The sequence below is a fragment of the Glaciimonas sp. GG7 genome, from assembly GCF_052976905.1.
Genome location: NZ_JBRIIQ010000016.1, coordinates 28,570 through 42,088, shown reverse-complemented (window position 1 = coordinate 42,088; position 13,519 = coordinate 28,570). Strand labels below are relative to the sequence as shown.

Annotated in this window: 7 protein-coding genes; 1 reads left to right on the top strand and 6 read right to left on the bottom strand. The window is 51.7% G+C overall.

Annotated elements, in window-relative coordinates; all coding sequences use genetic code 11:
- Nucleotides 1–127: 127 nt before the first annotated feature.
- The 6 genes from ACVBEF_RS06160 to ACVBEF_RS06135 all read right to left on the bottom strand — a co-directional run bounded on the left by ACVBEF_RS06160 (nucleotide 128) and on the right by ACVBEF_RS06135 (nucleotide 7,443).
- On the bottom strand, nucleotides 128–592 hold the full coding sequence (locus ACVBEF_RS06160; protein WP_447123055.1) for a dihydroneopterin aldolase: 465 nt from the start codon (nucleotides 590–592) through the stop codon (nucleotides 128–130).
- The gene (locus tag ACVBEF_RS06155; RefSeq protein ID WP_447123054.1) at nucleotides 592–1,230 is read right to left on the bottom strand and encodes a sarcosine oxidase subunit gamma; all 639 of its coding nucleotides are present in this window, start codon (nucleotides 1,228–1,230) and stop codon (nucleotides 592–594) included. Before ACVBEF_RS06155 ends, ACVBEF_RS06160 begins: the two co-directional genes overlap by 1 nt.
- Nucleotides 1,220–4,234, bottom strand: coding sequence for a sarcosine oxidase subunit alpha family protein (locus ACVBEF_RS06150; RefSeq protein WP_447123053.1), 3,015 nt, complete (start codon nucleotides 4,232–4,234; stop codon nucleotides 1,220–1,222). Before ACVBEF_RS06150 ends, ACVBEF_RS06155 begins: the two co-directional genes overlap by 11 nt.
- Entirely contained in the window at nucleotides 4,231–4,527 is a 297-nt protein-coding gene (locus ACVBEF_RS06145; protein WP_447123052.1) for a sarcosine oxidase subunit delta, read from the bottom strand. The genes ACVBEF_RS06150 and ACVBEF_RS06145 overlap by 4 nt, the downstream gene beginning before the upstream one ends.
- Before the next feature lie 32 nt (nucleotides 4,528–4,559).
- Nucleotides 4,560–5,804 (bottom strand): sarcosine oxidase subunit beta family protein, encoded by a 1,245-nt coding sequence (locus ACVBEF_RS06140; protein WP_447123051.1) that lies wholly within the window; start codon nucleotides 5,802–5,804, stop codon nucleotides 4,560–4,562.
- 247 nt (nucleotides 5,805–6,051) lie between these two features.
- A complete protein-coding gene (locus tag ACVBEF_RS06135) occupies nucleotides 6,052–7,443 on the bottom strand; it encodes an L-serine ammonia-lyase (RefSeq protein WP_447123050.1) in 1,392 nt (463 codons plus the stop codon).
- 568 nt (nucleotides 7,444–8,011) lie between these two features.
- Here ACVBEF_RS06135 and ACVBEF_RS06130 point away from each other — a divergent pair.
- Entirely contained in the window at nucleotides 8,012–13,264 is a 5,253-nt protein-coding gene (locus ACVBEF_RS06130; protein ID WP_447123049.1) for a hypothetical protein, read from the top strand.
- The last annotated feature ends 255 nt before the right edge of the window (nucleotides 13,265–13,519 follow it).

Below are 13,519 nucleotides of genomic sequence, written 5' to 3'. Positions count from 1 at the left end.
CCCGCAAATTTGCAGGCCTTTTGTATTTTGTAAAAATATTTAAAAAAGCATGCCTTGCGGACATGCTGCATCTTAACAAAATATGACGTTTCCGTTTGAAGAGCAGACGTCAATTCCCCCCTTTATTTCATGCACTAATGGCAACCTCCAACGGCTGCTGCAACAACAACGTCTCATAACTCCAACGCGTCCAGCAAGCCGACACACCTAGCCGGGCAGCATTCTCCCGAATCTTCGGTTTGTGAATCGCGATTCGGATTTCTTCGAGCATCGGATAGTCGCGAAAGGATAAGTTAGCGACTTCAAAGGCCAGCGTTTCCAGCAAGCGAGTATGCGGCTTTTGCGCCATAAAAGTCGACAGCAAGGTGCAATATTTATCGTAATCAATCATCGCGTCAGCATCCTCGACATGATCGCCACCCAATTTTCCGGATCGGTAAGACATTTCGATATCAAGCTCAACTGCCTGCTGCTGCAAATGTTCATGCGCATGCAAGCCCACAAACGTCATCAATTTCAAGCCATCGATAAATATTTGCCAGCGCACGCCACCGCTGTTCCCAGCGCTGCTACTCATATGTTCGCTCTTCATCACCGATATTCCTCAACCGCATCGGCCAGGATACGACCGAAATAATCGGCGAAACTGCGACGAATGATGACCACCACATCGCCGTTCGCCAATGGTCGCAGTAACACGCCTGCTTTGAAATAATGACTCTGCGCGCATTGTCCCGGCGTAAAAATCTTAGAATGAAAATCCAGCGGGCAGCCTTTCTGCAACACAGCGCGCACTTTTTCGCCGCGCATCAGCAGTGTGGTATTGCCGCTGCTGACATCAACCACCGAGGCGAACTGCCCGGCCAGCAATTTATCCAGCATGGCGTCCACGACCGGCACGCGCGGCTGCTGCGATTGGATCAGCCATTCGTTGGGGGCGAGCCAGTAAATAACGTAATCATCGCTTTCCGAGACAGTATTGGGCGTAGTCGGTAATGCTGCACCGGTGGCGCTTTTAATTGCCGCCAAAAATACGTCCGAGTCGGCTTCGCCCTTGACGTTGATCAGCTCCAGAAAAGGCTGTTCGTGCACGCTAAAGGCTGCAATTGCGCCTGCTGACAGCAGCCCCATCACACTGGCAAGGCTGGCCAGCGGAGACGCCATAGGCAGTCCGTCTATCACATTGGTCGCTGTGGAGGGCGAGGTAAAAACCTTAGCATCATTCAACATGTTGACGAACTCCTTCGACATCGTAAAAAACCAGACTATTAATTTTTGCGTTCACAAAACCGCCGGACGCACTCGGAATCGTCACGCTCTCACCCATCTTGCCCAGCCCGCCTTTGACCAGCGCAAACGCAATCGAGCGCTGCAAAATCGGGCTGAAATAGCTGGAAGTAACGTGACCGATCATCTTGCCAAGCGGCGCGTTAGCTTCAGGCGGTGCCGCCACAATCTGCGCGCCTTCCGGCAAGACAAAAGCCGGATCGTCGGTCAGCAAACCCACTAGCTGCTTGCGCCCTTCCTTGGCGGTATCGGAGCGCGTCAATGAACGCTTGCCGAGGAAATCTTTGGTCTTTGCACACAAACCGCCCATCCCCAAATCATAGGGCGTCACCGATCCATCGGTATCTTGCCCGACGATGATGTAGCCTTTTTCGGCCCGCAAGACGTGCATGGTTTCAGTGCCGTACGGCGTGATATCGAACTCTTTCCCAGCGGCCATAATCGCGTCCCAGACCGCCCGCCCCATATTGGCCGGAACGTTGACTTCGTACGACAGCTCGCCCGAAAAACTGATCCGCATGATGCGCGTAAACACATCATCAATCGTGCCTTCGCGGTAAGACATAAACGGAAACGCCGCATTCGCAAAGTCAATATCTTTGCAGACCTTTTGCAAGACCTGCCGCGCCTTGGGTCCGACCACAGCAAAGGTGGCGAAATGGTCGGTCACCGAGGTCAGATTGACCTTCAGATTCGGCCATTCGGTTTGCAACCAGCGCTCCATCCAATCAAGTACACGGGCCGCGCCACCGGTAGTAGTGCTCATCAAAAAGTGATGCTCGCTCAGTCGGGCGGTGACGCCATCGTCAAAGACCATGCCGTTTTCATCGAGCATCAAGCCGTAACGACATTTGCCGACTTCGAGCTTGTTCCACGGATTGGTATACATCCAATTGAGCAAGGTCACCGCGTCCGGGCCCTGGACGTCGATTTTGCCCAGCGTTGAGGCGTCCAGAATGCCGACGCTATTGCGCGCCGATAAACATTCCCGCGCCACAGCAGCGTGCAAGTCTTCGCTACCGTTCGGGTAATACCAGGGGCGTTTCCAGTTGCCGACATCTTCAAACAGCGCGCCCTGCTCTTCGTGCCATTCGTGGATACAGGTCTTGCGGATCGGGGTGAGGAAGTCGCCCAACTCACGTCCGGCAATCGTGCCAAATGTCACCGGCGTGTAGTTCGGACGGAAAGTCGTCGTACCGGTTTCCGGGATCGTCTTGCCCAATACTTCGGCCAGAATCGCCATGCCGTTGATATTGCCCAGCTTGCCCTGATCGGTGCCAAAGCCAAGCGCGGTGTAGCGCTTGACGTGCTCGACCGAGTGATAGCCCTCACGCGCTGCCAGATAAATATCGGCGGCTGAAACATCGTTTTGATAATCGACAAATTGCTTAGGACCGCGTGCCACCTTTTTACGGTCACCTACCAGCCACAACGGCAGAATCGCCGCTTCAGCGATATCGGCAACTTTCCACACAGGCGCTGGCTCGGTTTTAAAACCCAGCGCGTTGACCGCCTGTTGCGCCGCCAGTGCGCCGTCCCGCAACGCGCCGCCGAGTCGGAAATCGCCATTGGCAGCGCCGACGCTGGTTTCTTGTTGCATCGCTGAACCGGGCACAAAACAGGCTTTCTCGTTATCCCATTGCGCTTTGCCGCCGGATTGGGCAAACAAATGCAAGACCGGATTCCAGCCGCCCGACATCCCGACCAGATCGCAAGAGAACGTATTTATCGCCTGCCCCGGCACGCCATTGACGTGGCTGCTTACTTCGACCGCATTGACATGGCGACCACCTTTGGCCGCCACCACCACCGCGTTATTGACGATGGTGATGCCCTGCCGTTTAGCCAAGGCTGGCAAGCTGCTGGTGCCCGCTGCGCGTGGGTCGATGATGATGACTTGCGCACCGCCCGTTTTCAAATCCAGTGCAGCCTGATAACCATCGTCGTTATTGGTAAAGATCACCGCATTGCGACCTGGCAGCACGCCAAACTTGTGGATATAAGTCGAGATGGCGGAGGCCAGCATGATGCCCGGCAAATCGTTATTACCAAAGACAATCGGACGCTCGTGTGCACCGGTGGCGAGAATCACGTGTTTAGCGCGCACTTTCCACAGACGCTCGCGCACTTTTGTGCGTGAGGCTAACGGTAAATGCTCGGTCAGGCGTTCGGCAACGGTGAGTAAATTGTGGTCCTGATAGCCAAACACGGTACTGCGCGTGAGGAGCGTGACCTCCGGCATATTGCGCAACTCTGCAGCGATATGCGCCGCCCACGCTGTTGCAGGTTGTCCGTCTATCACCGCCGGACCGGATAGCAAACTGCCGCCCGGTTCCGCCTGATCATCGACCAGTATCACGCGTGCGCCAGACTTGCCAGCGACCCACGCAGCGGCCAATCCGGCAGGACCACCACCGGCGATTAAGACATCGCAATGGGCGTAGGTTTTTTCGTAACGATCAGGATCAAGCTCGGTCGGCGCTTTACCTAAACCGGCGGCCTCGCGGATGACTTTTTCGTATTTCATCCACCAGGTACGCGGCCATTTGAACGTCTTGTAATAAAACCCTGCCGGAATAAAACGTGCAATCAGTTGATTCACGGCCAGATGGTCGTTTTCGATACTCGGCTTGGCGTTGACGGAAGTGGCGATCAGGTTTTGGTACAGCTCAAGTTCGGTAGCCCGTGCGTTCGGCACGGTATACGCACCGGTTTCCAGTTGCACCAATGCATTCGGCTCTTCCACACCGGCGGTGACGATGCCGCGCGGGCGATGGTATTTCCAGCTACGGGCAACGAAATGGACACCATTGGCTAGCAATGCCGAGGCCAGCGTATCGCCTTGAAAGCCTTGATAGGATTTACCGTTGAAGGAAAACGTCAACGGTGTATGGCGATCAATGCGACCACCTTCTGCCAGCCGATGACTTTGCTTGGTATTGCTCATGCTGGACTCCCGTTTTCAGTCGGCTTTTTCACGGCTTCGCCAAACTTGCTATAGCCCAGAAATTCATAGCTGACCGTATCGCGCACAGCCATAAACCAGCGGCGACATCCTTGGTTATGTATCCATTGTTCGCGATGGACGCCACGCGGATTTTTGCGCATGAAGAGGTAATCGCCCCACTCTTCGTCGCTCAGTTTTTCAGTCTCCAACGGACGGGCGATATCGGCCTCGCCACCGCAATGAAATTCGCTTTCAGCACGCGGCCCGCACCAGGGGCAAGTAATTAATAGCATGGGTGTTTCTCCTGAATGTCTTTTGAATTAGGTTAGTGCGCAACTGCTGCTGCGCCATGCTCATCGATCAGATGGCCGGTATAGAAACGGTTCAGTGAAAACGGTGCATTCAAGGGATGCGGGTGATCGTTCGCAATCGTGTGCGCAAACACCCAACCGGACCCCGGCGTGGCTTTAAAGCCGCCCGTGCCCCAACCGCAATTAAAGTACAAACCCTTGACATCGGTCTTGGAGATAATCGGACAAGCATCGGGCGACACATCAACGATCCCGCCCCATTGCCGATTCATCCGCACCCGGCTCAGAATCGGGAACATTTCGACGATCGCCTGCAAGGTTCCTTCGATGGTTTGATAACTGCCACGCTGGCCGTAGCCGGTGTATTGATCAACCCCTGCGCCGATGACCAGATCGCCTTTATCGGACTGGCTTAAATACGCGTGAACTGCATTAGACATGACGACGGTATCGATGACCGGCTTGATCGGCTCTGACACCAGCGCTTGCAAGGGATGGCTTTCCAGTGGCAATCTGATCCCGGCCATGCTGGCAATCAGGCTCGAACTCCCGGCGGCGACTACGGCGACTTTTTTAGCTTTGATAAAACCCTTGACGGTCTCCACCCCGGTGACGGCACCGTTCTCGCGCCGGATACCTGTTACGCCGCAATTTTGCAAAATGTCCACGCCGCGTGCATCTGCGCCACGTGCATAGCCCCACGCCACTGCATCATGGCGCGCCACGCCGCCGCGCCGTTGAAAGGATGCACCCAGTACCGGATAGTGGCTATTAAGATTAATGATCGGCACGATCTCTTTGACCTGCGCCGGCGTCAGCCATTCGGCGTCCACACCGTTGAGGCGGTTAGCATTGATGCGACGTTCGGTGTCCCGTACGTCTTGCAGGGTATGCGCCAGATTCATCACGCCGCGCTGACTAAACATGACGTTGTAGTTCAAGTCTTCTGACAAGCCCTCCCATAATTGCATGGCTTTTTCGTACAGCCCGGCCGACTCGTCCCACAGATAGTTGGAGCGCACGATGGTTGTATTACGGGCGGTGTTACCGCCACCAATCCAGCCCTTTTCGATCACCGCGATATTGCGCAGACCGTGTTCTTTGGCCAGATAGTAGGCGGTGGCCAGTCCGTGTCCGCCGCCACCGATGATGACGATGTCGTACTCGGTTTTTGGCTCCGGGCTTTTCCAGGCCCGCTGCCAGTTTTCGTGATACGAAAGTCCGTTACGAATGAGGCTGAAGATCGAATAATTGCTCATGGGTTTCCTAAAAATGGGCCGGCAATAGAGGTGAGCCGCAAGAGCGGCATTGGTATTGATGAATGTGGAGAATCTGGGGTGTGAGAATTCAAAATAACCGTTCGTACTGAGTAGCCTGGAGGGCGTATCGAAGTAAATACATGCGTCGGCGCATCTTCGACACGGCACTTTGTGCCTACTCAGTTCGAACGGGCTCAGGGTGCTTCATAAACTTAAATCTCAAACCATTCTGGCGAACCAAACCGCCTCAACATTCGATCACGTTGACGGCTAATCCGCCACGCGACGTTTCTTTGTATTTGGTCTTCATGTCGGCACCGGTTTGCATCATGGTCTTGATGACTTTATCGAGCGAAACATAGTGTTTACCGTTACCGCGCAGCGCCATCCGGGCCGCATTGATCGCCTTCACCGCGCCCATCGCATTGCGTTCAATACACGGAATTTGCACCAGCCCGCCAACCGGATCGCAGGTCATGCCGAGGTTGTGCTCCATGCCGATTTCGGCTGCGTTTTCGATCTGCTCAGTCGTGCCGCCTTGTACCGATGCCAGTGCACCTGCGGCCATTGAGCAGGCCACGCCGACCTCGCCCTGACAACCGACTTCAGCACCCGAGATCGAGGCGTTTTCTTTGTAGATCAAGCCGATGGCCGCCGCTGTGAGCAAGAAGGTCATCACTCCATCCAGATTAGCGCCCGGGACAAACTTGATGTAGTACTGCAATACCGCCGGAATCACGCCTGCGGCGCCGTTGGTGGGGGCTGTCACGATGCGGCCACCGGCTGCGTTTTCTTCATTGACGGCCATCGCATACAGATTGACCCAATCGAGCATCGAGAGCGGATCGTTGAGCGATTCTTCGGAACGATTGCGCAATTGTTGCGACAACTCATGTGCACGCCGCTTGACCTTCATCGGCCCCGGTAAATGACCATCGCTGGCACAACCGCGTTTGATCGCACCGGCCATCACATCCCAAATCCCGAGCAACTTGGTCCTGACTTCTTCGGTGGTGCGCCAATGCTTTTCGTTTTCCATCATCAGTTGGGCGATGGTTAAACTGCTCGCAGCACTGATGCGCAATAAATCGTCACCGCAATGAAACGGATATGGCACGTCCGTGGCGGCATCAACGCCAGCATCGATCTGCACACCTACGCGCTGGCCCTCCTGACTGACGACAAAGCCGCCGCCGACTGAATAATATTCTTTCTGCGCTAAGACATTGCCGCTGGCATCCATCGCCAGAAACCGCATGCCGTTCGGATGCTGCGGCAGCGCCTCGCGGCGGAAAAACAATAAATGTTCTTTTTCGTTTAAGGCAATGGGGTGCGTGCCACCTAGTAGCAATTGTTTAGAAAGTCGGATGCCGGCTAGTCGGGGTTCGACAAAGTCGGGTTCGATCCGGTCCGGTAAATGGCCCTCCAGTCCCAATAACACGGCCTTGTCCGTCCCATGTCCTTTTCCGGTTGCGCCCAACGAGCCGTATAACTCGGAGCGCACCGAATGCACGGTCTCGAGCAAACCGGCTTCCTGCAAATAGCCTGCAAAACGTGCAGCAGCAATCATCGGTCCCACCGTGTGCGAGCTGGAGGGGCCGATGCCTATTTTGAAGAGATCAAATGTACTGAGGCTCATGGTGTGCTTTAACGAAAGAAAACTGAAGAGAGTGTGCGCATTCCGAGGTCATTAAAACAGTGCCACTAACACCTAATGCTGTTCAGTTAAGAAACCGTTCGGACTGAATAGCGCAGCGTATCGAAGGCGCACCTGCATCAGCGCTGACTTCGTTAGCGCCCGATGGGCTACTCAGCCCGAAAGGTTAACTAGATTAACTGAACAGCATTAGCCACTAACACCCGGCGTCTTGTTGCTTCGTTACCCTATTCTTGATCCGGGAGGGCAACAACTATTTTCCATAAATGACGGGCGCTTGTATTTTTCCGACAAGCTTGTCGTTTTTTGCTGGAATGGGGGCATACAGCGGAAAGTCAAACGCCTTCAATAATGTATATAAATATACATTCTCAAAAATTGCTCATGTAGATAACTCTACGCTTTAAAAAACCATCTTGTAGAGCACAACGCGTCCGAAAAAAAATAAAATATTGCGGTTTCGCAACAGATTTGCAGATTCGATTCATTCGCGCGATCGAGGAACGCATTTCTCGCATCTTCCATTGTTCATGACCAGAAAGAAAAAAAGATGAAGACGAACCGTATATCCAATTTCGGTTATCCCTACAGAGTGCAACATACGAAGAAACCTGAGGCAGATAAGAGAATAAAAGAAAATAAACGTGCCCAATTCAATCAGCAGTTTTTGTGTAGCAGAAGCTCCCCGATAAAGTTTTCTCGCTTTGAGCCTTGCCATCAGACAAGCAATATTTCTCCTGCTATCTCATACTTGATCACAGGTCTGATGCTGAGTTATGCAGTTGGGTCAGTCGCTGCATCGGTCTCTGGCTCTTCGGACAGTGGGCAAAACACTCGTGGACAATCGCTTTCGCCCTCGCCCTTGCGCTTCACGCCTAAGCACTTTTCTACCTCGCACCCTTTACCTATCATCAGTCGCGCACCTCGCAGCGCCGTATCACCGCGCCAGCCAACCAAACAAAACAAGGGCGCTGCATTCTTAGCGCAGTCGATACATCCGACCGTGACGCCGTCAAAAACCACATCCAGGACAGGCAAAAAACATCCAGCTCCACCAAGGCCACGACAATCATCCCAGCCCATCCATCAACGCCGCTCTCACAAATGGAAGCCACCTGTTGAAAATCCCACCGAATCACACATCGTGCAACATCCTGGTAGAAATAATCAGACGCTCCCCCCTGATATCCCTGTGAGAGTGAAGCGCAATATTAAAGGAATGAAGAAATCAACCACGTTTCATACTGACAATCTGAAGACCTGGGGACAAGATGTAAAAAATAGAAAATTGGCAAAAGCGGAGCGAAAAAAACAAGAGCAGAAAGCTTTTGTGAGTGCCATGAAATTTAATCCTCTGACGCAAACTGTCCTGGATTATGCCGTGCGATATATGGAAGTTATCTTCGAAAAGCATGGTCTGCCCAGAGAGTTAATATTCAAACCCCTCCGCGTCAAGATTCCACTTACGGCGCATATGCACGCCCCCACCGCCCATCTAAAACCCAAGCAAGAGCAACCGATTATTATCCACACTAACTGGACGCCACTCCAGATTGCGTCCGGGATGAATGTGCGAGAAGCGGAACAAAAAGCAGGCCAGCTCATCGCGCTCATGCATCAGTTTGAAATCTCCTGGACTTCGGAATTTAATCTCGACATGAAAAAGTTAATTACTGGCGACGGAATGCACCAGTCTTATCGCGAACTCATGGCGCAAAGCCTCGAATCAGGACCGCTGGTCGATGCTGCAAAAAAGAAGATTAATGCCAGCGTTATCGGCACTATGATGGCGTCGTACAGTGGTTTCCCGGAAATGGAAAACAATATAGAAAACTTGATTAACCAAGTCCGAAGCGTCAACTATAAAGGCTACCCTGTCATCGACATATTTGTAGGCCCGCCCATCATTAAAGGAACCTTCGGCACCATCTACAGCATGCGCCAACGTTTCCCACCGACACCGATCGACTCCACTGCTGCGTCCTGGCTACAAATACCCCTCTATCAGGATGCGACAAGGGAAGGATTACCCTTGAAAGCGTGCGCCAGCCTCGGTGAATTATTATTTGAACCCCATACAAAAAATACGTACCTTCCCAGAACAGTCCCTCCACAATTCACATTCTCCCCACCTGGCAATGCAGGCGATGTGCTGTGGCCTCAGTATCAAAATAAATTTGCATCAGATATCAATCTTTCTCTATTTTCAATCAAGGAACAAGAGCAACTATTAGCTGCGGGACTAATACAAAATTGCATAAAAGCGTTTTTAATGATGATGGATCCCGTGTTACCTGCATGGGTCGTCGCTGGCAGCGGTGTGCTAGGCAGTCTTCCTGATGCCGTGAGTGCATTGATTACCCACGATCCAAAAAAGGCGCAGGAGTATGTCGCTTGTTTCGTCACAGGCGTGGTGATTGAAGCCATCGGGTTGAGTCCTTACATAAAAGATAAAACCCTCTTTCGGCAGCAAGCACACAAAGTTGCATCCGAAATAATCACAAATCCAGCGCTCGCACAGGAAGAATTAGACAAGTTTGTCGATTGGACAAAGGCAATAGAAGCAGGTGCCACCCCCGCAATCGCAGGAGTAACCGATACGAATATAGTGACGTCAACACCAGAAAATCCAACGTTCACCTGGGACATACTCAACCCAGAGCAAAAAGTCCAGGTCACGCTTGCCACCAAATTGACGGGAGAAAACCTTTCCCTCCAAAAAAGCGCGGCTGTGCTGCAGAGTTGGGAGGATGCGATTATCACGACCTTTCATGACGCCCGGACGCCACAGCAGCAGTTCGACCTTATGTCCCAACCTGCATATCACTATATTGCAACTAAACTTGCGCTCATCAATCAGGTCGGCAGTCTCAGCCTCCCTGAGGCGCTGAGATTGGCCGAGGAAGAATATGCAAGGCCGATCAATCCGGAGAAACTCGACAAGATTTACTTATATGCACTGACACCGTGGATGCAAGCGCGCGCAAATGACACCGACGCCACCGGCGATATACTCGAAAATCCATCAGAAGCATTGCACTCGGCATTAGCGCTAACGACACCGGTGCGGATGAAAGAATATATCGATGGCCTGCAAAAAAATCCCTTATTTAATAGCACGATCACCGCCATGCTCGAGAATCCATCAGAGTCATTGCAAAAAGAAATCGTAGCATTCTCATCGAAACAGACCGATATTTTTTTAAAAAACTTCGACGAGATGGCGCTGGCTCAGCCAGGTTATTTTATTCGTCAGGCAATGCTCGATGCATACATTCGTCATCCGGACTCCCGAGAAGCAATCACCATAGCGAAAAGTGTCGCGGACTACAAACGCGTACTAGGCGCTGACCAAGCTGCATATCCCCTGGCCCGGCAAGTACTTATCGCGCTCAATTACTACAACAATGGCAGCATGGCGCTATCCGGATATCACGGACGGTGTCTTTATGATTTACGCAATCTCGACACCCTCGATCATATTCCCGGTTGGATATGGTTCAATGACCATCAAAGATTAGCGGTATTCAAAGTAATACACACCATCACCGGCATATCTCCGGACCGTCCCATCGGTGGGCTAATGGCCTCAATCGAGAGAGTGCGCAGTCTGTTCCCTGACATAAAAAAATTATCTGAGGCGAACTACCCTGAAGACGAAAACGAGTTGTTCGCCATATTAGTAACATTGGATATGGCGGCGCACAACAATGTCGGCCCGGTCGATCCGGTATGGGAGAAGAATTTCTGGAGACTGATACACGAGCGACGCAAGAATAACTACCCTTTAGGTTTTTGGGATGTCGAACTATTGCACAGATACGGTGCGCTACGAGACCGTACCGTCGCCGCGATCAGAATTTTAAACGATATAGCCGAAGCAAAGCCAAGCCCGACGATCAATTATAAAATGATCGATTTTGCCATAGAGCTCAAACGATCTACTCTCCCCACACCGCGGATCGACGGGAGTACACCGGGGTTTGTATCGCAATCGATCAGAGATTATTTAAAAGATGTCATGGGCGAACAACCCCAGCCTGGATCGATTCAAGAATGGGAAAACTTACTGTCAATGGAGCCAACAGAGCCGACTAATCGGCAAAACCCCTCAAATACGAGATCAACCAGAGCGACCGCCGCCCAAAACCAACAATCCGGCAACGACATGATCAATCGCGCGATAAGGATAATAAAGTGGCCAGGAGCTCGGAAGATGCCCCCCATTCAAGATAATGATCAGCAACAGGAAGATCCTCACGCAGGCGCCAGGCTGCTAGTACGAAGTGGATTCAAGAATATCGAAACAATGATCCAGGGCGTTCCATCCCAAATGGAACAGGTCGTCAATGAAAACACGGTGACGACCGTTTTTGAAGAAGGGGGAGCGTATTTCGACAGTGACTATCTTGAGATAAGAAGCGATTTCCTCAACCGGATGTTAGCCGAGGTCAAAGGCACCAATCTCTTTTACTCTGACCTGCCAGACAACGATCAACTATCGCTCAAGGTAAACAATCGCTATTTAAACGATGATCCAGCCGTTAAAAGGTTATTACCGATTCTCGATTTAATGACCGATTACTCGGACCACGGCGCTGCCGGAATATTCAATAACACCTTCGTCATTGATGAGGAAGTTATCGATGCAAGCGAACTAGACATAGGGGAGTTTTTCGCGGAGTGCTATAACGGTAGTTCATGCTTTCGCCTTGTGGTCAATGCGGCGGAGTCGGTTCTGGGTCCGTGGAGAATTACTTCGAGAGCAACGCCAGGTATCGATCCTGGCGAAAATACCCTATTCATACCAAAAGATAGCGATCTGGTGAATCTCCCAAAAGAAACCGACTTGACCGGTGAGTTGCCAGTCGTCTCTCTCAAACGCATCCTTCTGAAAGAATGGATGAACATGCTGCTAAAAAAAGAAAATGGACGCGGCATCAATAGCTTGACGGTCAATCTGATCCTGCAACAGATCGGCCTTGAGGATCTGGCCTACGATCCGGTAGATCGCCAGTTATCCCCTCGGGATCAAATTCGCGACTTTCAATACTGGATGTGGGTTACCAAAACTTTTGACGCGCAAATGCGATACATCCTTCCCCCTGAATTCATGGGTGGGACTTTTACCAATAACCCGAACCAAGGGGTAACAATCAGGGAGCTCGCGCAGTTGCCGGTGTTGGAGAATCCATCACCGCATTTTTCATTATTAGGGGCCATCAGCGTAGAAGCGCCCGATCACAGCATCCGATATCTGGAAAATATAGAGGATATTTTAGATGAGCAACATCGTCATCAAGGACTCTTTGCGCAATTGATGGTCACCTGCAAGCAGCGTATTTCAACCAAAAAACCGTGGCACATTGTCTATCAGAACGCAAACCAGATATCAGAAAATTCAACCATCTATGGCGCAAGTCACTGGCTAGACTATGACAAACAAATAGCGTATCTGGCAAATACGCCTAAAGAAGTTGTGCTTTTCCTGGGCCCCAATGGTCTCAAGCCGCTAGATCCGACGACCCAACTGTTGATCGTTATGATGGAGATCTATACTGGCAAACCAACGCTGACGGAAAAAGAAAGGCTCAGCCATCGTGGCTTAGCTGTCTTTCTGGCCAATATCGCTCTCTGGGAAGTCAACGAGGACGCCACACCGGTGCTTGCTGCAGCAATGATCGATGGCGCAGCGCCAAAAGCAGTCAGTTTGAAACTACTCAACAGTCACGGTCTGGCATCACGACGCAGAATTGATGAAAATCGAATAGTTGCATTGCAGTCCGTATCTAATCACGGGTAGGACCGGCGCAGAATGCATGTTGTCTGCCGCTATTTTGTGACCTGAAAAAGGCGCATTGAAGAGTATTAGTTAAAAAAACCGTTCGCACTGAGTAGCGTATCGAAGCTGCGCCGTATCAGCACTGGCTTCGATACGCCCGACAGGCTACTCAGTGCGAACAGGTACATGGATCACTGAACAGCATCTCATTCGTCATCCCCATTCCTGCTCTGGTAACCCGACTGCTATTTCCCATAAATAACGAGCCCTTATATT